Source organism: Bacillus sp. V5-8f (assembly GCF_002863565.1).
In the GTDB taxonomy this organism is placed as follows: domain Bacteria; phylum Bacillota; class Bacilli; order Bacillales; family DSM-1321; genus Peribacillus.
The window spans coordinates 1-23,477 of the sequence record NZ_PGUW01000009.1; the positions used below are offsets into that span (position 1 = coordinate 1).

The 23,477-nt window shown below is 41.6% G+C and carries 24 protein-coding genes and 3 tRNA genes; 2 read left to right on the top strand and 25 right to left on the bottom strand.

Annotated elements, in window-relative coordinates; all coding sequences use genetic code 11:
* Nucleotides 1–9 precede the first annotated feature (9 nt).
* The 4 genes from CUU64_RS12725 to CUU64_RS12740 all read right to left on the bottom strand — a co-directional run bounded on the left by CUU64_RS12725 (nt 10) and on the right by CUU64_RS12740 (nt 1,008).
* Nucleotides 10–81: transfer RNA gene (locus CUU64_RS12725), tRNA-Glu, on the bottom strand.
* A gap of 25 nt (nt 82–106) precedes the next feature.
* A tRNA-Ser gene (locus tag CUU64_RS12730) sits at nt 107–197 on the bottom strand.
* Between the two features lie 6 nt (nt 198–203).
* Nucleotides 204–278 (bottom strand) — tRNA-Asn (locus CUU64_RS12735).
* Nucleotides 279–537: 259 nt separating this feature from the next.
* Nucleotides 538–1,008, bottom strand: coding sequence for a SprT family protein (locus CUU64_RS12740; protein ID WP_101634005.1), 471 nt, complete (start codon nt 1,006–1,008; stop codon nt 538–540).
* A gap of 81 nt (nt 1,009–1,089) precedes the next feature.
* Between CUU64_RS12740 and cmpA the strand changes: the two genes are divergently transcribed.
* Nucleotides 1,090–1,209, top strand: coding sequence for a cortex morphogenetic protein CmpA (gene cmpA / locus CUU64_RS12745; protein WP_101634006.1), 120 nt, complete (start codon nt 1,090–1,092; stop codon nt 1,207–1,209).
* A 62-nt stretch (nt 1,210–1,271) separates the two neighbouring features.
* Here the strand turns inward: cmpA and CUU64_RS12750 are convergent, their stop codons facing one another.
* The 14 genes from CUU64_RS12750 to acpS all read right to left on the bottom strand — a co-directional run bounded on the left by CUU64_RS12750 (nt 1,272) and on the right by acpS (nt 12,848).
* Complete coding sequence (locus CUU64_RS12750) at nt 1,272–3,455, bottom strand: Tex family protein (protein WP_101634007.1); 2,184 nt, start codon at nt 3,453–3,455, stop codon at nt 1,272–1,274.
* Nucleotides 3,456–3,567: 112 nt separating this feature from the next.
* A complete protein-coding gene (locus CUU64_RS12755; protein ID WP_101634008.1) occupies nt 3,568–4,176 on the bottom strand; it encodes a SpoIIE family protein phosphatase in 609 nt (202 codons plus the stop codon).
* The gene (sigB, locus tag CUU64_RS12760) at nt 4,173–4,964 is read right to left on the bottom strand and encodes an RNA polymerase sigma factor SigB (protein ID WP_101634009.1); all 792 of its coding nucleotides are present in this window, start codon (nt 4,962–4,964) and stop codon (nt 4,173–4,175) included. The genes CUU64_RS12755 and sigB overlap by 4 nt, the downstream gene beginning before the upstream one ends.
* Entirely contained in the window at nt 4,942–5,415 is a 474-nt protein-coding gene (gene rsbW, locus CUU64_RS12765) for an anti-sigma B factor RsbW (RefSeq protein WP_101634010.1), read from the bottom strand. Before rsbW ends, sigB begins: the two co-directional genes overlap by 23 nt.
* On the bottom strand, nt 5,412–5,744 hold the full coding sequence (locus CUU64_RS12770; protein ID WP_101634011.1) for an anti-sigma factor antagonist: 333 nt from the start codon (nt 5,742–5,744) through the stop codon (nt 5,412–5,414). The genes rsbW and CUU64_RS12770 overlap by 4 nt, the downstream gene beginning before the upstream one ends.
* Before the next feature lie 56 nt (nt 5,745–5,800).
* A complete protein-coding gene (locus CUU64_RS12775; RefSeq protein WP_101634012.1) occupies nt 5,801–6,811 on the bottom strand; it encodes a PP2C family protein-serine/threonine phosphatase in 1,011 nt (336 codons plus the stop codon).
* An 11-nt stretch (nt 6,812–6,822) separates the two neighbouring features.
* Nucleotides 6,823–7,224 (bottom strand): anti-sigma regulatory factor, encoded by a 402-nt coding sequence (locus CUU64_RS12780; RefSeq protein ID WP_101634013.1) that lies wholly within the window; start codon nt 7,222–7,224, stop codon nt 6,823–6,825.
* A gap of 3 nt (nt 7,225–7,227) precedes the next feature.
* Nucleotides 7,228–7,584: an STAS domain-containing protein gene (locus CUU64_RS12785; protein ID WP_101634014.1), complete on the bottom strand. Its 357-nt coding sequence runs from the start codon at nt 7,582–7,584 to the stop codon at nt 7,228–7,230.
* A gap of 2 nt (nt 7,585–7,586) precedes the next feature.
* Nucleotides 7,587–8,414, bottom strand: a complete 828-nt coding sequence (locus tag CUU64_RS12790; protein ID WP_101634015.1) for an RsbT co-antagonist protein RsbRA — start codon at nt 8,412–8,414, stop codon at nt 7,587–7,589.
* Nucleotides 8,415–8,934: 520 nt separating this feature from the next.
* Nucleotides 8,935–9,285, bottom strand: coding sequence for a type II toxin-antitoxin system PemK/MazF family toxin (locus CUU64_RS12795; protein WP_101634033.1), 351 nt, complete (start codon nt 9,283–9,285; stop codon nt 8,935–8,937).
* 7 nt (nt 9,286–9,292) lie between these two features.
* Nucleotides 9,293–9,574: a CopG family ribbon-helix-helix protein gene (locus CUU64_RS12800; protein ID WP_101634016.1), complete on the bottom strand. Its 282-nt coding sequence runs from the start codon at nt 9,572–9,574 to the stop codon at nt 9,293–9,295.
* 157 nt (nt 9,575–9,731) lie between these two features.
* Nucleotides 9,732–10,889, bottom strand: a complete 1,158-nt coding sequence (gene alr / locus CUU64_RS12805) for an alanine racemase (protein ID WP_101634017.1) — start codon at nt 10,887–10,889, stop codon at nt 9,732–9,734.
* A gap of 241 nt (nt 10,890–11,130) precedes the next feature.
* Entirely contained in the window at nt 11,131–12,144 is a 1,014-nt protein-coding gene (locus CUU64_RS12810; RefSeq protein WP_101634018.1) for a LolA family protein, read from the bottom strand.
* Nucleotides 12,145–12,494: 350 nt separating this feature from the next.
* On the bottom strand, nt 12,495–12,848 hold the full coding sequence (acpS, locus tag CUU64_RS12820; RefSeq protein ID WP_101634020.1) for a holo-ACP synthase: 354 nt from the start codon (nt 12,846–12,848) through the stop codon (nt 12,495–12,497).
* 111 nt (nt 12,849–12,959) lie between these two features.
* On the opposite strand from acpS, the gene CUU64_RS12825 reads away from it, so the two are divergent.
* Nucleotides 12,960–13,541, top strand: coding sequence for a rhomboid family intramembrane serine protease (locus CUU64_RS12825; protein ID WP_257985514.1), 582 nt, complete (start codon nt 12,960–12,962; stop codon nt 13,539–13,541).
* 206 nt (nt 13,542–13,747) lie between these two features.
* Here the strand turns inward: CUU64_RS12825 and CUU64_RS12830 are convergent, their stop codons facing one another.
* The 7 genes from CUU64_RS12830 to CUU64_RS12860 all read right to left on the bottom strand — a co-directional run bounded on the left by CUU64_RS12830 (nt 13,748) and on the right by CUU64_RS12860 (nt 23,309).
* The gene (locus CUU64_RS12830; RefSeq protein WP_180954591.1) at nt 13,748–15,208 is read right to left on the bottom strand and encodes a PH domain-containing protein; all 1,461 of its coding nucleotides are present in this window, start codon (nt 15,206–15,208) and stop codon (nt 13,748–13,750) included.
* Nucleotides 15,201–15,674 carry a PH domain-containing protein gene (locus CUU64_RS12835; RefSeq protein WP_257985513.1) on the bottom strand — a complete coding sequence of 158 codons (474 nt, stop codon included), beginning with the start codon at nt 15,672–15,674 and terminating at the stop codon, nt 15,201–15,203. Before CUU64_RS12835 ends, CUU64_RS12830 begins: the two co-directional genes overlap by 8 nt.
* Nucleotides 15,675–15,868: 194 nt before the next feature.
* The gene (cshA, locus tag CUU64_RS12840; protein ID WP_180954592.1) at nt 15,869–17,350 is read right to left on the bottom strand and encodes a degradosome RNA helicase CshA; all 1,482 of its coding nucleotides are present in this window, start codon (nt 17,348–17,350) and stop codon (nt 15,869–15,871) included.
* Nucleotides 17,351–18,218: 868 nt separating this feature from the next.
* Nucleotides 18,219–19,592, bottom strand: a complete 1,374-nt coding sequence (locus CUU64_RS12845; RefSeq protein ID WP_101634024.1) for a globin-coupled sensor protein — start codon at nt 19,590–19,592, stop codon at nt 18,219–18,221.
* 157 nt (nt 19,593–19,749) lie between these two features.
* A complete protein-coding gene (locus tag CUU64_RS12850; protein ID WP_101634025.1) occupies nt 19,750–21,147 on the bottom strand; it encodes a UDP-N-acetylmuramoyl-tripeptide--D-alanyl-D-alanine ligase in 1,398 nt (465 codons plus the stop codon).
* Between the two features lie 94 nt (nt 21,148–21,241).
* Nucleotides 21,242–22,309: a D-alanine--D-alanine ligase gene (locus CUU64_RS12855; protein WP_101634026.1), complete on the bottom strand. Its 1,068-nt coding sequence runs from the start codon at nt 22,307–22,309 to the stop codon at nt 21,242–21,244.
* A gap of 229 nt (nt 22,310–22,538) precedes the next feature.
* On the bottom strand, nt 22,539–23,309 hold the full coding sequence (locus tag CUU64_RS12860) for a hypothetical protein (protein WP_101634027.1): 771 nt from the start codon (nt 23,307–23,309) through the stop codon (nt 22,539–22,541).
* Nucleotides 23,310–23,477: the final 168 nt, after the last annotated feature.

Below are 23,477 nucleotides of genomic sequence, written 5' to 3' on the forward strand. Positions count from 1 at the left end.
ATAAAATAGTGACCCCTACGGGATTCGAACCCGTGTTACCGCCGTGAAAGGGCGGTGTCTTAACCGCTTGACCAAGGGGCCATATAAAATTAAAGAAGAAAACATATGGCGGAGAAGGAGGGATTTGAACCCTCGCGCCGCTTACGCGACCTACACCCTTAGCAGGGGCGCCTCTTCAGCCTCTTGAGTACTTCCCCAAAAGATGGCTCCGCAGGTAGGATTCGAACCTACGACCGTTCGGTTAACAGCCGAATGCTCTACCACTGAGCTACTGCGGAATAATTAGAAATTATTATCCTAAAGCCAAGTTCGATTCCACCGAGTTACAGCGAAAATAAACTGATTTGGTTTATAGTTGACTCTGGCTAAATATATAACATCTACAAAACCACTTCACATTAAAAAAGTTTCAATGCTTTGTTGTTGTTTTGTCGACTCTTATGATTATACTGAGGAGTGAAATGGAAGTCAAGGCACATTTTTATTTTTTATTCAAAGAATTCAACTCTGAGTCCCCCTGGCTGAATAGTAAAGAGCTTATTTCAACATCAGTTCCTCGACCAGGATTAACTTCCCATTACATTTGCCGCAAACATACCTGTCTGTATTGATCCTTCTTTTCCTGGCATACATCTGACTACATTTTTTGCATTGATAACGGCATAGCTTCTTGCTTTTACCCTTTGTTGACTCTTGGAGTGGCGTACAGAATCTCGGTCCTCCAACTAGCTTCAATAACTGCCGAAAGTCGGCATCCCTATGCTGGTAACCCCGCTTCTCTAAATGGAGATGATAATGGCAAAGCTCATGTTTAATAATGCCAATCATTTCTTCTATTCCACGTTCATCAAAATATTTTTTATTGATTTCGATATTATGGCTACGAAGCAAGTACCTACCTCCTGTTGTTCGAAGGCGGGGATTAAAGGTGGCGGTATGGTTAAATTTTTTCTGAAAATATTTCAAGGATATTTCTTCAACTAATAACTGAAGTTCTGAATTATTCATGCCATCGTCTCCTTTTTATGCACGGGACAATCCATTATAACATAAAAATAAGATAAACTTAGGGAATCACGGGAGGTAAACATGCCTAAATGGTTTCAGAATCAAATGATGAGGGCCTTTTTGGAGAAAGACCGCTATCAGGTTAAAATGTTGAACCAATGCTGGTTTTTTTATGTGAGGAAAGAGCGCTTAAATTTATAGACTATGTACCACAAAAAAAACACCCTAAAGACACAGCGGGCGCCGAAGGGTGTTTTTCTAGATTAGATTTGTTTTTGCGGAGGCAGCATGGTTAACGAGAGCCTTTGTTTTGGTATGTCTATTTGTTCGACCCAAACGGTTACAACATCGCCAACCGATACCACATCAAGCGGATGTTTTATAAACCGGTTGCTAAGCTTTGAGATATGTACGAGCCCGTCTTGTTTAACACCTACATCGACGAAAACTCCAAAATCTACGACATTCCGTACGGTTCCCTGGAGCTCCATACCCGCCTTTAGGTCTTCCATTTTTAAGGCATCCTGCTTTAGTATTGGCTTTGGAAGCTCATCACGTAAGTCCCTTCCAGGCTTCATTAACGCTTCTATGATATCCTTAAGAGTAATGCCCCCAATTCCGAGCTCCTCAGAAGTATCTCCTATATTTATGTTCTGCAGCTCCTTATTCAGTGAGTCAGTACCAAGATCATTAGTCGTATGGCCAACCTTTTTTAACAGCTTGTGCACTGCCGGGTAATTTTCGGGATGTATCGACGTTTGATCTAATGGTTCCTCTCCATCCAGGATACGCAGGAATCCAATACATTGTTCATATGTCTTCGCACCAAGCCTTGGAATACCTTTTAACTGTTTACGGCTATTAAATTTGCCGTCTTCCTCACGCTTTTTAATGATATTCTGCGCAACTGATTTAGTTAAACCGGATACATACTGAAGCAAGGATACTGATGCAGTGTTCACATTAACCCCAACTTGGTTAACTGCTGTTTCTACAACAAAAGTAAGGGATTCTGATAATTTCTTCTGTGAGACATCATGCTGGTACTGGCCGACACCAACAGATTTCGGGTCAATTTTGACAAGCTCGGCCAGCGGGTCCTGAAGCCGCCTTCCAATGGAAACCGCACTTCTTTCCTCCACTTGCAAACCCGGGAACTCTTCACGGGCGATATCAGAGGCGGAGTATACACTCGCACCAGCCTCATTTACGATGATATAAAAAATGGATGCATCTAAACTCTTTAGTACCTCGGCTATAAATTGCTCTGTTTCACGGGATGCTGTACCGTTTCCGATCGCGACAACTTCAACGTTAAATTCTCGCAGCAATGAGATTACTTTTTCACGGGCCGCATCTTTTTTAGAAACTGGAGGATGCGGATAAATCACACTAATATTCAGCACCTTGCCGGTTTCATCAACTACAGCGAGCTTACAACCTGTGCGATAAGCCGGATCAACCGCCAGTACAATCTTGCCCTTTAAAGGTGGCTGGAGCAATAAATTCCTTAGATTCTCTGAAAATATATGAATAGCCCGATCTTCAGCTTTTTCGGTCAGTTCCTTTCGGATTTCCCTTTCAATTGAAGGCATGATCAACCGTTTAAAGCTATCTTCAATCGCTTCTTTTACAGTTCCTGCTGTAATGGACGCCGATTTTTTAACGAGGTTTTTCTCTAGGTGAATTATAATCCTTTCCGTGTTTGGCACAATGGAGACCTTTAATACATCTTCCTTTTCCCCACGATTTAAGGCCAAAATGCGGTGAGGTACAATCTTCCGGATCGGTTCCTCATACTCATAATACATTTCAAATATCTTTTTTTCGTCTTTTTCCTGATTTTTTACGTGGCTTGCGATTTGTCCTGTTTTTGAGATTTCAGCCCTGATCCACTTTCTTAGTTCCGCTTCATCAGAAACTTGTTCGGCAATAATGTCCTTTGCGCCGGAAATAGCATCATCAACAGAAGATACACCTTTCTCTTCCAATATGAAACCCTCTGCTTTTTCATCCAGGCTCCCTTCCATTGGCAAACTCAAGATCCATTCAGCTAATGGTTCGAGACCTTTTTCCTTGGCAACAGTGGCCTTTGTTCTTCTTTTTTGTTTATAAGGACGGTATAAGTCTTCTAATTCCTGCAGTTTTTTTGCTTTTTCTATGTTGAATCTTAGCTCCGCGGTAAGCTTTCCTTGCTCGTCGATTAGCCGGATAATTTCTTCTTTCCTGCTGCCGAGATTCTCAAGATAGTTCCATCTTTCCATGATAGACCTAATTTGCACCTCGTCCAGGGACCCGGTCAGCTCTTTACGGTAACGTGCAATAAAAGGAACCGTGCTCCCGTCCTGAAGCAAATTTATTACATTTTGAACCTGGCTTCTCTTAAACGATAGTTCTCCCGCTACTACATTTATAAGTGATTGAATCTTATCTTCTACCGCTGACAATGTACTTCCTCCAAGCAAAATTTTATTATGTATCTAGTCTACCAAAAACCGATACCTGGAAGCCATTCCTTCTAACCATATCTACCCAAAACAAAAAGCTTACTTTCACTGATTATGAAAGTAAGCTTCCTAAGATTAATGTTGTATCGTCAGAATGAATAGGATTGTTTTGTAAAATCAACCTCGAGTTATGTTCGAGGGACGTATACGTTTTTAAGATGGATTTCGCCCCTTGAAGCTGCAAACCATCTGAATGAAGGATAAATTTAGCGTGTGGCTCATATTTATAACGTTGTGTATGGTATTTTTGTGCCCTTCCGGACAAATAACCAGTTACTGGTAAAGGGTAAACCAACTTGTCTGAACTCGGATTATACAAGAAGAACCGTATGTTGCCCACCGAACTGTATACAAATTCCTGTGTATCATAATAAATTTTCAGGATGGAAACAGCCGCCCCCCGCTTATTTACCAGAGCCTCATTGCCGAGGGACATCAAGGTTTGCACACCATTTTCATGATGTTTTTTTACAGTTTCAGTAACCGCTGAAGAGGATTCATAAGCAAATTTGCCACTGCCCAGACCATCAGCCAGTACACAAAGAAAGTAGTCTTTTGTATTCAAAATGAAATAATCATCGCCACAATACGGCATTTCATTTTTTGAAGACTGGGAAGCGATGACCTCAAGTTTCTCATCTCTTAAAATTTGGTCGTTCATTGAACAAACTCCGAGCTATTTTCAGCGTTGATCGCTTCCTGAAGTTTTTTAATTGCTCTTCTCTGTAAGCGTGATACATGCATTTGGGATATCCCCAATCGTTCGCCGGCTTCTTTTTGGCTTAAGTTCTCAAGGTACGTATAATGGATAATTTTTTTCTCCCGATCACTTAACACATGCAACACTTTTTCCAATACAAGCCGTTGGTTCACTTTTTCAAACCCTTCGTCTACGTTTCCGAATATATCGAGCAGAGTTACGGTGCCACCGTCTGAATCGGCTTCAATGGAATGATCGACAGATAGCGCCTGATAACTTTTACCCATTTCCATCGCCTCTAAAACTTCCTCTTCCGCTACCTCTAAGTGACGCGCGATTTCCTCAATTTTCGGAGAACGGTGAAGGGTTGTCGTCAATTCTTCAACTGTCGCTTTAATTTTGGGGCCAAGTTCCTTTATTCTTCTCGGGACATGAACACTCCATGTCTTATCTCTTAAAAACCTTTTGATTTCACCAATGATCGTAGGGACTGCAAACGCCTCAAAGCTCTTGCCAAACGATTCATCATACCTGCGGATCGCACCCAGAAGGCCAATCATTCCTACCTGAACAATATCCTCTTGGTACGACTTGCCCTTCGAGTATTTTCTTGAAATGGTTTCAACTAAGCTTTGATAGTGCAGGACTAGTTGGTTTTGGGCTTCCTCATCTTGATGGAGCTGATATGCTTTGATCCACTCGTTTACTTGTTCTTTCGCTACTTGGTTAGGTTGAGAGTGTTTTTGCATCCATCTCCACCTGCTCTCCCTCTAAAAACTTAGTCATGAACACGGTAACCCCTTCATGTTGGTGAATTTTCACTTCGTCCATTAGGGTTTCGATGAGGTAAAGGCCCAAGCCTCCTTCTCTTAGAAATTCGACATTTTGTCCATTTTCGTATGGCCCTAGTCCCTGGCGCACTTGATCAAAATCACAGCTTTTACCGTTATCGGATACCATTACCTCCAAACGGTCGTTATACAATCCAAAGCTTATTTTTACTTCGCCTGTTTCATTTTCCTTATAGGCATGCTGCACAGCATTTGTGCAGGCTTCACTTGTGGCAATTTTCAAATCTTCTATCTCATCATATGAAAAGCCCATGCGGCTTGCGATACCGGAAAGTGTTAAACGAATGACCCCGATAAAATCAGGCTTTGCAGGTATCTTCATTTCGATGTAATCATATGGTTGATTCATTCTATCCCACCCTCTGTATCACTTTTTATCTCAATAATATCCGCAAGGCCAGTTATGTCGAATAAGCGGCGTAGGCGTTCCGATAAACCTTCGAGCCTGAATTCCCCATTGTGGGCACGCACACTTTTGAATAAGCCGACAAACACCCCGAGGCCTGTACTGTCCATATAGGAGACGTCAGAAAGATTAACTACCATGGAGACGTTCTCCTGTTCTGATAGAGGAAACAATGTTTCACGCAGCTTTGGTGCCGTATAAGCATCGATTTCCCCTTTAACTTGAACATCGACTTTTAATTCTGTATCTTGTACATCTATAGTAATATTCATCTTGACCCACCCTTTTTAAACTCAATTCCAATACTATATACCCGATAATTTATTCATCAAACACTTCTTTTTAAAATGATTAATGTAAAATCGTCCCTCAATTGGAAATGTTGGAGTTTTTCAAGTTGCTTATAAATATTATTCACAATTTCCTGTGCACCTAAGTGGATATTTTTTTCGATGTATTCGACCAATGTTTCCCGTTCTATGAATCCTTCACTTGTGCGGCATTCAGTAACGCCATCTGACAGAAGGATAATCATATCTCCTGTTCGCACCTGTCTCTCATATTGCGTGTATTTTGTTTTCTTGTCGACACCAAGCAGGAGACCTCTAGCATCGAGATCCTTGAATTCACCAGTTGCTGCTTCGTAATAAAAGCCCGGTTCGTGGCCCGCTGATGCATAAGTGAAAATATGGTTATACGGATTATATAGTCCGTAAAACATTGTAATAAACATACTTGGATCTACATTGTGCTCCACAACCCTGTTCAAGCTTTCAAGAACAAGACTGGGGGCATGCCGGTGTTCAGGTAGGCTGTCCATTGCATATTTGATCATGGACATACACAGGGCGGCCGGGATGCCTTTGCCAATAACATCCGCAATACCAACCCCTATTGATTTATTTTCATCCTGCACGAAGTGGTAATAATCCCCATTCATTTGTCTGGCAGGTACGCTAATAACACCAATCTCCACCCCTTCAACATCCGGAATGTCCGTTTCCAGCAGTGTATGCTGGACATTGGCAGCGATTTCTATTTCAGATTTTAACTCTTGCTGCTGATGCCTCAAACTCTGATGTTCCCGATAAGCTATCCCATAACCCATCATTACTTCGAGCAAAAAATCGAGTGAATGCAGAACCTTTACTGGCGTATCAGGGCATATTTCCAATAAGATGCTTTTATGAAGGCTAATGATTTCTTCTGGCGATACTTTATATTCAATCGTTTTCCGGCTCAGTTTTTGTCCTTGATATAACGCTTGCTCCGTCTGGTCTTTCAAATACGTTGAGAGAGCTTCACGGTACTTTTTTTCCATGTTCTCTCTTATATCCATTTTTTCTCCCCCTAACGGAGCCATTTCGTGGCGGATATCTTAGTACCTTTGCCTGGTACAGAATCTATTTCGAACTCATCCGTCAACCTTTTCACCCCGGGAAGGCCGGCCCCTAATCCTCCGGAAGTTGTGTATCCGTCCTCCATGACTTTTCTTATGTCCTGAATTCCTGGCCCTTCATCGACGGCGATGATTTTCAATCCTGACTTTCCCTCGTCAAAAACTTTATCTATACATACAGTGCCCTGTCCGGCATATAAATATATGTTTCTCGCGAGTTCACTGATAGCTGTTGTGATCCTTGCCTGGTCAACGGTACCAAATCCCAGCTCTTTCGCAACATTTCTACCAAGCTGGCGGGCAGCTACGATGTCCCATTCATTAATAATTTTAACGCAGGATTGGAACTCCATATACTACTCCCCCAATTCCTGTTGTAATTTCTCCAGGCCTTTCTCAAGGTCTAATGCTGTCATGACATCGTCAAGGCTTATACCCAGTTCGATTAATGTTATCGCAACAGCTGGCTGGATTCCGGTAATTACAACTTTCGCCCCCATAAGTTTGGACATGCTGAAAACATCTCCTAAAACTTTGGCAATAAAGGAATCAATAAAATCAATGGAGGTAATGTCAATTACTACCCCGTTGGCGCTGGTTTCATGAATTTTATGCAATAAGTCTTCTTGGAACTGAAGGGCAGTCGCATCGTCCAGCTCCCATTGTATCGATACTAAAAGACAATCATACAGCTTTAATATTGGGATTCGCATGTTCATTCTTCCACCTCAATAATTTTGCGGCTCGTAAGCTCTAATGCAGCTTCCACGCCTTTTTTTAGTGAATTTTTTGTGATAATTTCATTCAAGTTAATTCCTAAATTTACGATAGTCTGTGCGATTTCTGGACGGATGCCGCAAAGCATGCACTTTGCCCCAACCAGACGCACAGCTTCCGCTGCTTGAATAATATGATGTGCCACCATTGTGTCCACCACTGGTACACCGGTAATGTCGATCAAAACAACTTCGGAACGGTGTTTGACAACGCCATTAAGTAGATTCTCCATAATCTGCTTTGCTCGTTCCGTGTCAATGGTGCCGACCAGCGGCATCACCGTAATGCCTTCAAGTACAGGAATCAGCGGTGCCGACAACTCCTGAAGCGCAATTTTTTGCAACGATACCGTCTTTTCCCATGTTTGGGAATACACATGAATAATTTCGTTATTCATCGGGGTTAACCATTTTTCAATATCATACACAATTTCCATTTGGTTCTCTGGAGTCACGATACCACTCTCTTGCATGCCTTCGATAGCTATGAAGTTAAATTCTCGTAGTCCCTCATTTACAAATGTAAGCGGCCAGCCTAGCCGGACCACCTTCTCTGCAAATTCGGAAAGCTTGTACTTAAATTCATCGTTATTGTTCTGGACGTTGGTAATAACCATATCGATAAACTCGCGGCTTGTCCGTGTAAACATTTGGTCGGATACAACTTTAATAAGCCGTTCGTCGGCTTTTTCTTTCATTCTCTTCATCCATTCATCTAGGATATAATCCTGATTTTGGATAATATAACTATAAACCAATTGATTCATAAGTTCCTCCCATTCCGGCACATTGGCATCCCATCTATTTAAATTATAGAATTCACCTGTTTAATTGCCATCATTCCATGTGCTTAGTAAATCGATTACCGTCCAAATTCAGCTCACATTGGATTCTTTTAATCAATCCCTTTTTTATGCATATATAACAGAACCCCCACGGCTACAAAAATCCATCTGAGCCAGAACTAACCTTAATTCACTTAGTGGTTTATACCATGTATAAAAAAAGAATTGAAAAAGCTTATCAATTTGTCAGCTTCCCTATATTTTCACTATAATGTTTTCAAGTTTTATTCGTCAAATGAAATAGTTTTACCTGTAAAAACAACCCCCTTTTTATGGAAAACATGGGTATAAGATTTTGCGGCCCAACATCACAAAGATCATTAGAAATAAAAAATGGTTCCGATTTAGTTTCGGAACCATTTTATAAGAAAATTAATATAGTGTTGATAAGGACAATAGCACGGTTTAAAAAAGTTGCTTCGTACTGAATCATAATTCATCTTTAAAATTCTATCAGCCCCAAGCTGATTTGCAATGCTTCATGGACTTTTTGCATCATTGTCTCGTCAAGATGAGTAATTTTATCGGTTAAACGCTGCTTGTCAATCGTCCGAATTTGTTCCAAAAGGATGACTGAATCACGTTCAAATCCATACTTTTTAGCATTGATTTCGACATGCGTAGGCAGTTTGGCTTTCTGAATTTGCGCTGTAATGGCTGCCACGATCACAGTTGGACTAAAACGGTTCCCGATATCATTTTGAATAATCAACACCGGACGGGTTCCACCTTGTTCCGAGCCCACGACCGGGGACAGGTCTGCGAAGTAGACGTCACCACGCTTAACGACAATCAACGGTTCAACCCCCGCTAACTAATCGTTCAACGCAATGTTCAGCCTCATATTCTGCCAAAAAAGCTTCTGACGCAATTGTTAAATTAATGGCTGCCATTTCGATATAACCACGTTTCATCGATTCGCGAAATTCTCTTTTTTTACGTTCACGAAGATATAGTTTAGTGGCACGGTAAATGAACTCGCTCCGATTTACATTTTCTTCTCTGACATACCCATCTAATTCGGATAAAAAATTTTGAGGTAATCGAATTAATATTTCTCTTGTTGCGCTGGATTCAGACACAAACATACACCTCCACCATCACTACACACCTAAATATATATCCTTTTTCATATTACCATTAAAATGTCTGTCTGCAAAGAGTATATTCCAAACTCTATATTATTATCAGCAAAAAAGTATTTTTCTTATTCACTTTTTAGACTGATTGTCCATTTATTTACTGCAGAAGGGAGTTTACCACTTTAACCACACGTCCATTCCGCACGTATACCCGTGGTACCCGGGAAGCGATTAGGCATGGCACTTCATAATTAATCGTTCCAAGCTTTTCAGCAATTTCATCTATTGAAATAAAAGCCCCTCTGTTTTCTCCGATTAGAGTGACCTCCGTTCCGACAGCCAATGATTCTTTGAGTTTAACCATGCATTGATCCATGCAAATCCTTCCGACAATTGGCACTCTTTCTCCTTTTACCAGTACTTCCTGCCCCTGCAGCCTACGGATCCATCCGTCAGCATAGCCAATTGGGAGAGTGGCAATCCATTCGTCTTGTTCAGCTGTATATGTCGCACCGTAGCTTACACTTTGTCCCTTTTCGATTCGTTTCATATGCACAATTTTTGTTTTAAGAGACATGGCTTGCTTCAACGGAAAAGGCAGGCTGCCCTTCATAGCTGGCGAAGGAATTAAACCGTACATCGTTATCCCCATTCTTATGGCGTTACATTCGTCTTGTTCAAAGCGGAGGGATGCAGCGCTATTTGAAGCATGGATAAGCGACGGTTTTTTCTGCAGCCAGGAAAGCATATTCTTAAAAGCCGCACGCTGTGTTAAATAGTAGCTTGTATCTGTTTCATCTGCGGTCGCATAGTGTGTGTAGATTCCTTCAAAAACAAACTTATCATTTTCGAGCAGTAAAGCCTCGAGGGTGGACAACTCTTCTCTCGTACGGATTCCCAACCGTCCCATCCCGGTGTCACACTTCACATGCACCTTCAGCCGGGAGTCAGTTGAAAGTGTTTGGGCTGCCTTTTGTATCCATTCTTTTTGGAACACGGTCAAAGCGATATCATGCTTGGCGGCTATCTCTGCAGCTTCCGGATTAGAGGCCCCAAGGACGAGGATTGGCACTTCTATCCCCTTTTTCCTTAACGACAATGCTTCATCAAGGAAAGCTACTGCCAAAAAATCAGCACCTGCACGCAGAGCTGTATTGGCCGTTTCGAAATCACCATGGCCATATCCATTCGCTTTTACAACCGCAAACATTTTCATTGCGGAAGGAAGATGTTTTCTCATATTGGCTACATTAGCGTAAATATGATCTAAGTCGATTTCTGCCCACGTATCCCTATAGTGTTGTTCATCATCCATCCTATTACCCTATCCTCTCTTTTATCATATATACTTCTTTCCATATTGCCAGATGCAAAAAGTTTCACTTAATTATAGTCAATTCTTTTGCTAATGAAAAGGAACGTTTCCACCTGCGTTACCCTGGGTCCTTTTTTAAATAAAAATGAAAAACGGTCCCTAACCCTGCATGTATGACTAGGATGAAACCACGTCATATGTACAGAATAGGGACTCAAACTATTTTATTAGGTTGTGGCTATTATTCTTTCACCGCTGTCCCTTGCACGGATCTGGCAATCATCGCCATCTCACTAGGTGTCAAGTCCTTGGATGCAAGCATGTAGTCTACTCCATCATAAGTCCAGGTAACAGAATTCCCTGTTATTGCTCCTACCGTAAAGCCTAGATCGACCGGTTCTCCGTTAATCATCTTCGATACTAGAGAAGTTTGTACAACTTCAGCTTTTTCCTGAAGTAACGTAAAGTTCTTTTTCCCTTCATATGTCAATACAACCCGTTTGCCATCTTCTATCTTTACTTCTTTCTCTTCCGTTAAACTCACACCATCCAATTGAACGGTTGGATATTTAACAGCGAAGCTTCCATCCCTTTCTTGCGCCATTACTGGCACTTCCAGCTGGGCCCCTGTCATATTTTTCTGCATATCGAATGCATCTTTATCAAATGTTGTATTAAATTTCACCGATGAGAACTCCACCGTAACCAGTGCATTGCGATCAGGATCCATCACTTTGACGCTGACTGGGGAGAGGTCCTTTTTGTTTAGTGTTATCTCTTGAACGGGAAGCATTTTATGATTTTGATAGCGAGTTTTTGTTTCAAACATGTAATGCTTTTCTGTCTCCTTGAAGGTTGCACTTTTATCTTCCATAATGTCTTGCACCAGCGATTCATATAAGTAAGCCTGGCTGCTGTTTTGAGGCCATTCACTTTGGAATTTAAAGCTTTTGTTTAACGCAGGAGTAAGAACATAAACTCCTTCGTTATTGCGAAGGATCATTTGACTTTGATCCTTTTGAGAATTCCTAAGGTTCACCCTGTAAAAAGAAGGGTTCTTGTGCCAAATTTCAACATCATAGCTTTGCGGTTCGGTTCCCATCTTTAACGTCATTTTGGCATTTGCTTTGTAGCCTTGCATTTCCTCAAGCTTCTCATCCAGGTCACTCACTACATCCTCCTGCGTTTTTTGGCCGCATGCGGATAGGGCGAGCAAAAACAAGATCCCTGCAAAAAGCACCAGCAACTTCTTCATTTTTTCAACCCCTTTTGTTTTTAAACGTAAAAGGGAGAGGAAAAGTAGGTTCAAGACATATAAGGCTCCGTAGAAATAACCGAATTATTTATATGACCGGCTTATCTAGCAAACCCGCGTAAAGAGAAAAAGTTTTTCCGCACGGGCCTTTGCAGATTTCATTTCGGAGAGCCTTTTCTCGCGCAGGCGTGTCTCTACCGGACCTTGTCTCCCTATAGCAATAAGAGTATATGAGACAACCTGTTGCAATATGTCAAAAAGGGATGTAGCCAAAATAGGTTCCAGCCACAAAGAAAAAGAGGGATCTACATAAAAAAACAGGTGGCCTTTAGCCACCTGTATATTCGTCCCTAAACATCCTCGATAACGACCTGTGCTGCCGCAAACTCCCTGCTATGTGTAATCGAAAGATGCACGCCTTCAGAAAATGGCTCCTGGATAAACGGTCTCCCGTGTAGGTCTGTTGCAATTGTGATATCCAAAAAAGACAAGTTTTTTCCAATACCTGTTCCCATTGCTTTTGCGAATGCTTCTTTTGCTGCAAAGCGCCCTGCAAAAAATTCCGTTTTCCTTGATCCTGACAAACCTGAAAATACCTTCCTTTCAGGCATAGTTAAAATTCTTTCTGCAAACCTCGGCTGCCGTTCAAGAATAGCTCCTATACGGGAAATCTCTACAATATCCATTCCGATTCCTTTTATCATGGCTTCCCTCCTTCTATCCACCTGGCCCTTTGCATATAAATCTTGTACCAGCTGTATAAGGTTAAAATTTATAATATTGCTACCTACAAAAAAGGATGATGACCATTGTTTATGAGAACGGAAACCCTTTCACAATTCATCAAGCTCTATCCGGCTGTTTCCATTGTACTTTTGCTTAATTTTCTTATGTTCTTACTCACTTCGCTACCAATTTTTCCACAATACACTATTCTTAAGTGGCTGTCAGGCTTCAATCATTTCATTGCCGTCGGGGAATGGTGGAGGCTTCTGACCCCGATATTCCTTCACGCTTCCTTCACCCATTTGTTGTTCAACTGCTTTTCTATCGTGATCCTTGCCCCTTATTTAGAAAGGATGCTTGGACATTTTAGATTCTTCCTTTTCTTCCTGGCCGCAGGGTCCACCGCAAATGTTGCAACCTTTGTTTTAAACCCACTGTCCTATGTACATGTAGGTTCAAGCAGTTCGATTTTTGGTGTATTAGGGTTTTATATATGGCTGGCATTCGTGGTTAAAGACGGTGCGGTAAGACAACATGCGAAAACGATCTACGGCCTGACAGCTCTTTCTGTTATCACAACCTTTATCCAGCCTGATGTTAATGTAATCGGTCATCTGGGAGGTCTTGCTGCCGGCATTGCATTAGCCCCTCTTTTTAAAGTAGCTACATAAAATTGCCAGTGTTGAAAAAGCGAGGACAATTTATTCACAAACTTCGCATACGTAAGATTATCTGCGATATATTTTCTTAAAATACAAAACGACGTAACTAGCCTCATAGTTGTGGAATCGTCCTAAATCATGAATAAAAGTGAAATTTCTTTTATACTTGACCCTGGATAAGAAGGACCTTTGGTATAAGAGCGGAGACTTCAGACCTAGGCAAACCATTCCCTAATCTTCTCTGAATCTGATTCTTCCAGATCAATCACCTTACCTGATCTGGGTCCTGCCCCTGATGCCACAACGGCTGAGATAGATCCCAGCTTTATTCTCTTTTGAAATTGGCTTACATCACTATACAGCGCTTGAATCCTTTTCTTTTGAAAAATCATCGTTTGTTTGGAAAAGTACCTTGACCTGAGCTGTAGCTGATTGCCCGTGATATTCCAGCCTGCTGCCCTATAGCATAAATAAGCCCATATAGCGCCAACAGGTAAAAGCAGCAGCGAGAGCGAACCCATTGGTCTGAAGAAAAAAGATAATACTGCGGCGATTGGTACCACGATCATCAATACCCTGTATAAGTATCTTCTGAATGCACGCTGTGGAATGGGGTTGATTTTTACATCTATTTGGTATTCGGGTATAAATTGTTCGGTCAGAACCTGGATTCTTTCCTTTTTGATCAACGGAAAGAGCATAATTTGTGAGCTTTCCTTATCGAGGATAGATCCTCCGGCATACTCCACATACACACTTGCGTACCCAAGTGGCTGCCTAATTATATTTTCTGTAATCCTGAGAGCTTGGATTTTTTCAAGAGGAATCGTCAATTGCCTTTTTTCAAACAGGCCCCTGGAAATAATAATTTTCTCCTCGCTTTTCTTGACCATAAAGTACGCATATTTAAAGAGGATTCCGGCTGTCGCTACCATATAAGCAAATAACAACACGAACAAAACGATGATGAAAATAAACACAACACTGCCATTAATAAACTGTTCTACGCCTTTAAAAAGCCGGTTGTACGGAATTAGCTCTTCAAATTGGCCGAAGAGTGCCAGCGCCCCTGAAAACACTACTCCCACACCACCAGATGTCAGCGCCATAATGAACAGTTCTTTAAAGGACTGCTGAAATACCCTCTTATCCTCCTGCTCTTGTCTTCCATTAGGGGCTTCAGCGCTTTCCGTTTCCAAATCAACGGTTGAATGAACCTTGCCGCTTCTTTTCACATCGTTGAATATCGTCGTTATACGATCTGCTTCATTTTTTGTGATGGCAGTTAAAGTTGCCTCCGCCTGTTCTCCACTTGATCCGGCAGTCTCTATCTTAAGCTTAACAAGGCCAAACAAACGCTGAAGAATCCCTTCTGAGGTATCCAGGCTATGTATTCTTTCAAACCGGATATAACGTTTCTTTCTGACAAAAACGCCGGACTCAATCCGCAATTCTCCCCCCTCAATCCAGTATGTGAAACGAAGCCAATCAAGGATACCATACCCAATCAAAAGGACGATGATTACAGGCACTGCGATTAATTCAAACACGGCCCACGGACCAGACTCACCACCTCCGAAAATAAGAAGTATGATTAAAGGGAAAAAAGCTTCCCTTAACATTCTTATTCCACTTGAAACTGCTGCTACGGGATGGACTCGCTTCGGATTAGACATCATCTTCCACCACACTTGCCATAGCTGAAATATAATGGCGCAGTTCATCTGCCTCGGATAAATCGAGGGCAGGGATCTCGTGAATCGTCGCTGCCGTTGAAATTTGTACAGACGCCAGTCCATATTTTCTTAAAAGGGGCCCTTGTCTTGTATCCACATGTTGGACACGTACCATTGGAACCAAGGTTCTTCGTATGATAAAAAGTCCACTCTGAATTTCAATCTCGGTTTCCTGGACGTCATACCTCCATCTTTTCCACCTTATAATCGGAATAAGATAAATATCCATATAAGTGAAAACCAAAGCCAATAAAATAATTCCCGCGATGATCCAGCGTGGCCAATCAAAAAATGAAACGAGAAAAATCAATCCCGCAGAAATCACCCAGCTTAAAAGGGAAACAAACAAACCTGTTAAGCGCCAGACCTTTAACGCTTTTTCCGAAATAAACTTTTGAGGTGCCAAACAAACGGTCTCCTCTCTACTTGCTATATTTTAATAATCCGTAAAAAGTATACTATATTTGCGTTTACCCATGCACTCACTTCTTATGTTAGGTCAGTCCCCCACTGCTTTTCAGCGTTAATCAAATTGGTATCTGCACCCGGAAAAAAAAGGCATAAAAAGAGAGCTCCATTGCTGAAGCCCTCTTGAGGAAGTTACTTATTCAGTGTTTCTCTTCTTTGGTTTGAACCGCGGTTTCCGCCGAATTTACGGTTATTATTGCTGCGCTTATTTCCGTAATCCTTGCGTCCGGCTACCGGTCCACGCCCATTGCGTGATCTGTTGCCTGAACCGGATCTGTTACGATCGCGTCTCATTGATAAAGGTGCTTCTTCCGTCAACTTTACAGGAGTGGTATCAGGTTCCTTGGTCAATTGTTTTAGAGCCGCCGCTACTAAATCAGTAGCACTGTGTTTTTGCAAAAGTTCTTCGGCTTGGGAGATATAAATAGAAAGGTCTTCATTCTCCACAGCGCCCAGGATTTTTTCTGTCACCGCTTTTTGCTGGCCTTCTAATGCTTCAGTTAAGGTCGGTGGCGTCATACGCTCCATGCGTTTTTTGGTAGTACGCTCAACTACCTGAAGTTGCCCTTTTTCCCTTGGGTTTACAAAAGTAATTGCAACACCATGCTTTCCGGCTCTTCCGGTACGACCGATCCGGTGGACGTAGCTCTCTGGATCCTGGGGAATATCAAAGTTATAAACATGAGTTACTCCAGAAATATCAAGTCCACGTGCAGCAACATCCGTCGCAACGAGTACATCGATGCTGCCATCCTTGAATTTCTTCAACACAGACAGACGTTTTGCTTGGCTTAAGTCCCCGTGAATCCCTTCAGCCATATACCCGCGTACATTCAATGCGCTAGAAAGCTCATCTACTCGGCGCTTTGTACGACCGAAAACGATCGCCAATTCAGGTGTTTGGATATCTAGAAGACGTGCCAGTGCTTCAAACTTTTCGCCTTCTTTTAATTCAATATAGTATTGATCAATGTTAGATACGGTCATTTCCTTTGCTTTCACACGGACAATCGTTGGATCTTTCATGAAGCGTTCTGCAATTTTCCGGATAGGGTCCGGCATTGTGGCAGAGAAAAGCAAAGTTTGCCTTTCTTCAGGAACTTCAGAAAGGATCGATTCGATATCCTCGATGAAGCCCATATTCAGCATTTCATCCGCTTCATCAAGAATCACTGTATTTACGCCATTTAGCCGCAGTGTCTTACGTTTAATGTGATCTAATAATCGTCCCGGTGTACCGACAATAATATGCGGTTTCTTCTTTAATGCCCGGATTTGGCGATCGATATCCTGTCCGCCGTAGACAGCTAGGACACGTGCACGCTTCCCATATCCAAGCTTGAATAACTCTTCCGAAACCTGGATTGCAAGTTCACGAGTTGGAGCAATAATGATTCCCTGGACGTTATCGTTTTTCAGATCTATTTTTTCCATCAACGGGATACCAAATGCAACTGTCTTCCCGGTACCTGTCTGGGCCTGGCCGATAAGGTCCTTTCCCTCTAGACCGAGAGGAATGGTCTGTGCCTGAATAGGAGTTGCTTCTTCAAATCCCATTCTCTCAATTGATTTCATCGTCGTACTGTCTAAACCTAATTCGCTAAACAATGTCAATGTTTTCGTGCTCCTTTATTATCAATAAATTGTATCTCTTATGAAAAAGTTTTCTCAATATCACCTAAAAGCATGACTACATTTTTGATATAGAATAAACAAAGGTTTATGTATAATCCAAAGAACACAAAAAACCAAACCACTTTAGGCGGAAAGACCATCATGATTCATTAACAAATAGCTCTTTGGCCATACATATAGTTGGATATCAAATTCAAAAATACGGAAATAATAATAAATAGTATACGCGGCAAACGCCGGTCAATTCAGGTGAGGGCTGCTGCACCATATTTCCCTATGCAGACGGAGTGTAAACCCCTTATGCATAATATAAACTTGACAAAGCAAGCTTTCGTACACAAAACAGGCCCATGGCGTGAGGAAGTAAAAGGTGGAAAAGATCACAAAACCGCTTTTACATGTGCAGAAAATTTGTGAAATGAAATCATTGTGAGTTCCGGGAATATGGTTCTCAATGATTCGAACTTTCCTTTAGCAATAAGAGCTGCCAGGTGAACAGCCTTCTAATTATATTCAAGACGCTTGGCCTATTTTATTGTAAAATGTACACTATCCTGTCAATTGAAGGATTGAGACGGGAATCTCTTTCAAAAGAGAGAAAGCTTGCGCGGTCCTTAAGGAAACGCAGAACAATTCACTGCGTAGAGTACAGTCGCAATCTCTTAGTGTATGTTACCATTTTAAAAACTCTATTGCAATAAAGGAAGTTTTTTCTGACCTTATCAAGCCTCTAAAAAAACCAGAAATAATAAAAAAACCCGTTCTTCCATATATGTTATCAGTCGGGCCGCGCTATTTTCATGAAATTCAATATCTAATTTGCCCTGAAGATACCAAACGCGAAGGACTATACTCTAAATTTATTTGTAAGTTCCTTATTTAAACTGCTTAGCTGTTCTGCCATAGAAGCAACTTGAAAAGAGGCTTCTGTGACTTCCTGAAAGGTCCTTTGAAAATCTTCAACCGCCTTGCCGAAGCTTTTAATTTTTGCATCGCTTTCCTTGATTCCTCCAACCGATCCTTCCAGAATATCGATCACATCCCTGTTCACATCCCTGAAAACACTTGTCTCCGCCACGATGGATTGGAAGCTTCGCTCGACTTTATCGATGGTCTCCTGGACAGATGATATTTGGCTTTGGATATGGTCGAGTGAAGATTCTGTTTGATGTGCCAGCTTCCTGACCTCCTGGGCGACGATGGAGAATCCCTTTCCATGCTCCCCAGCTCTGGCTGCTTCGATGGCGGCATTCAAAGAAAGGATATTAATCTGAGTCGATATTCCCCTGATCGACTTTACTACCTGGTTGATCCGGAGTGAACTTTCACTCAGATCCCTTGTCAGGCTTTTCGTTGTGTCTATCATTTCTACAACATGGTCTACTTTTTCGAGAGCAGTTGCCACATTTTCTTTCCCCGCTTCCACATGACGGATCATTTCCACAGAGGATTCTTTGATGTGTGCTATTTCCTTCAACATATCGTGTAACTGGTTTTCTTTTTCCGCAATGTTGGAGGTTGTCTGTTTTGCGCTTGCGGCTAGTGTTGAAGAAGAATCACTCAAATGGTATTGCAATTCTTCAATTTCATTAAGCTTCATCATGGAGGAAGTATAGGATTGTATATAAGCCTCTACTGCAAGTTGCATATCAAATGAGCAAAGCTTTTGAAACGATACAAACGCTTCCCTAACTTCCTCCCAATTTTTCAATTCTCGTGTAAGCACTTCAAGTATTTCATTTTGAATCAATGTAAATGCCGACAAATACCATTGTGGAAATAACCCAATCCGATTATGTACACTGCCGATCACTTTTCTTCGTGTTACATAATCTTCACCGATTTCCCCTGATACCATATCCATCAAATAGCCAGTCAATGTTTCTTTCAGCCTATTCAATGTTGAGTGGTCATTGATTATCTTTACAAGCTGGGGAATTTCCTGAAGCTTTACATAAAAGGAATCTACAATTGTTCTCGCGTTCCTTTCCATTACCGGCTTCATTTTAGACAGATTCTGAATATCCTTTTTATCCAGCCCTAAAAATTGCAGCTTCCGGGTATAACTTCCATTTTGAAGTTCCACGGATACAGGTTTAGCTTCGTTGCTTGAAATAGAGGCGGCAATCACCTCTTTCTCCCTGACATCGTTTGGCTTTCGGAATAACCCGAATGCTCCTTTTTGATTTCTTAGTAATGATTGAAATGGACACCCGCTCATAATTCATCCCCTCTCAAAAAATGAGGCTTACTACCCATTTTTCTGTATCCAGTATAGTATGAAAAAGAAGGGGATATTTTGGACCATTTTTACAAAATAATGAATTTATGAAAGCTTTGAAGCATTTTCTCCAGCTTACCTGGTAAACCATTCGGTTTTATGCGTCAATTGGATCCTTCTGTTGCTGCAACGCATGTACCACTTCTTCCAGCTTCATCCCCCTGGATGCTTTAACCAGGATTAAATCGTTGGAAGATGTGTGCATCTTAAGTTGTTCAATTAATTCACCTTTATCCATAAAGTCCAACACATGGCCGGACGGAAATTTTTTTGCTGCACCCTTAGCAATCGCCTTTCCTAATTCTCCGAATGTGAAAACCTTCGTAATATGGGCAGGGTTGATCAACTCACCGATTTTCTCATGGAAATCCCATTCTTGAGGCCCCAATTCAAGCATATCGCCAAGAACAAGGTATTTATGACGGAATCCTGTCATTCCTTCCATCAGTTCAATGGCTGCTTTCATGGAAGTTGGGCTTGCATTATAAGCATCGTTGATGATTTTTTCCCCTCGTGATCCTTCCACAAGTTCCATTCTCATGTTTGTAAGTTGAAAACTGCCGAGGCCATTTCGTATTGATGCGTGATCCACCTTAAGCTCTGTTGCAGCAAGCATAGCTGCCAGCGCGTTTAACACATTATGATTTCCCAGTACCGGGATTGTGTATTCTTCCTTATCGCCATTTAACGTAAATGATGTACTGTTTTGACCCTGTCGGATAGACAACGGATATAAATCATTTTTGTTACTTCGGCCGAAAGAAAGCACACGCCATAAAGACTTGCCATTATTTATCTTGTTTTGTAGCAATGGTTCATCCCCATGATAGATCAGGGTTCCGTTTTTCCTTAATCCAGACACAATCTCTAGTTTGGCATTTGCAATTTCCTCACGGGATCCAAGGTCTAATAGATGGGATTCCCCGATATTGGTGATGATTGCTACATCGGGACGAGCTAGATTTGAAAGAAACTCTATTTCCCCACGGCTGCTCATTCCCATTTCAAGAACAGCCGCCTCCGTATCTTCTCCCATGGATAGAATGGTCAAAGGCAAGCCAATATGATTATTGTAATTGCCGCTTGTTTTATGAACTTTATAAGTAGTGGCAAGCAGCGACGCAACCATGTCTTTTGTGGTCGTTTTCCCATTACTTCCTGTGATCCCGACAACCTTAAGTGTCAGCTGATTCCGGTATTCCCGCGCCAGTTGCTGTAGAGCCTCCAACGTATCCTTTACAATAATTAAAGGAACATCCACTGGCGGATTTGGTACATCTTCCTGCCAAAGAGAAGCCGCAGCCCCCTCCTTCAATGCCATCTCAACGTATTTATGTCCATCTACATGCTCACCATTTAACGGTACGAATAGATTGCCGCTGCTGATTCTTCTGGAATCTATTGAAACGCCCTGAATTTCTATTTTTCCATGTCCCGAAATGTCGTTTAACCCGCCGGCCATTTCATGTATTTGCTTCAGGCTTCTTATTATCATCTTCATCCTCCTAGCTTCAAAAAAAGAAATGAAGCAGGAGCCTTCAGGTTCCCGCTTCTGCTTATCCTTCTATGGTTGAGTAAAATCGATTCCTTTAAAAGGTATGCTTGATTTTTTGTTTTTCCTGATGCCGTTCAATTGCCAGGTTTACCAAATTCTCAATGAGTTGCGCATATTCAATGCCAGTATGCTTCCATAACAGCGGGAACATACTGAATGGAGTAAAGCCAGGCATCGTATTGACCTCATTAATATAAGCTTTTCCTTCCCTGGTAAGGAAAAAATCAGCGCGCACAAGGCCGGAACAATCTAATGCCTTAAACGCAGCAACAGACATTTCCCTAAGCATCTGGGATTCTTCTTCTGTGATTTCTGCCGGAATGACAAGAGCAGTATTTCCATCCTCATATTTCGCTTTATAATCGTAAAAATCCTTCTTTGGAATGATTTCACCTGCTACGGAGCACTCTGGATTATCATTTCCAAGTACACCGATTTCTACCTCTCGGGCAACAATTCCCTCTTCAACGATTACTTTGCGGTCGTATTGGAAAGCTTCTTCAAAAGCTCTCTCTAATTCTTCCCTTGAGGTACATTTACTGATACCCACACTGGAACCAAGATTGGCTGGTTTTACAAAGCAAGGGTAGCCAAGGTCCTTTTCCACTTTGCTGTATGCTGCCCCGCGATCCTTCTCCCAATCCGAACGAATGAACCATGTATATTTGACTTGGGAAAGACCCGCCTGAGCAAAAATATTTTTCATGATTACTTTATCCATCCCGGCGCTTGACGCAAGAACACCATTCCCAACGTAAGGAAGGTTTAAAAGCTCAAGCATTCCCTGGACAGTCCCATCTTCCCCGTTAGGGCCATGAAGCAGCGGGAATATCACGTCAAATCCTTTGCCGTTTTCTCCAGCTCCCGAAGCCAAAGCAATCGGCGCCATGGATGTTTCCCCTGAAAAGGCTAGCTCTTTGACACTCGATACCGGTGCAGTTAGCTGTGAGCCTTTTACCCAATCTCCTTCTTCTGTTATGTATATGGGATGTATGTCAAATTTATTTAAATCCAGTGCTTTGATAACTGCCATCGCGGTTTGCATGGAAACATGATGTTCCGCAGATTTTCCGCCATACAGTAAGCCGAGTTTCATTTTCATGTTTTTACCCTCCAATGCTTCTATACCCGGATTCTATTGTAACATTTTACAGGCTAAACGAAAAAAATTTCTTTCTTTTGGTTTTTTTTTCTAAACGATCTGCCCAAAAATCCTGAATCATACTTTTTAGTATATGAGTTTAAATGACGGGACTAACCACTGCGGACGAGATAATGCACAAAAAAAGCTGACTCTTTTTTCTAGAGCCAGCCTGACCATTCTTGAAAGGTTAATTACTTAACGTAAGGGACCATTCCTTTGCTTTTCGGTTAAGTACGATTAGTGCATTTGGCTTTTCACGTTTCATTTGAGTGTAGCCTTCTGCCATGTCATCCATATTAAGATAATCGCCAACTACCCAAACCGGGATTTCCAGACGGTTTCTTGATTGCTGAACTTCATGAAAGGAAAATACGATACCCTCACCCATCAACCGGCTAAGCCGTTGGAAAACTTCAGCAGGAACAGGAGGATACTCACTCCTCTTCCTAATACCTAGCCAGGTTCTCTCGGCTCGAAGCGTCCCTATTTTAAGAGGTACTAATTGTCCCATCATTTTAAAATAGGTGCCTAGGGAGCGATAGTAGATTTTGTTGAACCAGCCGTCATCCTGTGCGAGGTATACAAATTCGTTATTTAATTTGCGGTAAAAAGGGGGCCGCAGATGATTTTTACAATGGCCTATATATAAGAGCTCGGCCAATTCAGGACCATCCAATTCATCCAGACCACTCTCTTCCTCAAAATCGATCCAGCAAAAATCCCCATAGCCTTGGACATTATCCTTCAAAAGCCTCACAATGTTTTCCTCATTCACATATTCAAGCAAAGTATTCATATGGAATTCGGCATCTTCAAATTTATGCTTTAACAACAACAGGTTGGATAGTGGGTGCGGAAGCGCGTAGGCAAATTCGCGGAAGTTCATACCGGACGAAATGACAAATCGTTCGGAGTCTTGTAAATGTATATACAAAATATTTTTTGGATCGTTTTTCATTATGTTTATTACCCCTCCGAACACCTGTTGTAGTTTTCTTTCTTACATAACATACCCATTTTCTATTGATTATTTTACCAAAAAAACAACGAAGGATGTATTACTTTCAAATTACGTTTTAAAAATTCAGTATATTTTACACAAAAATCTATATAAACTATGTCCATC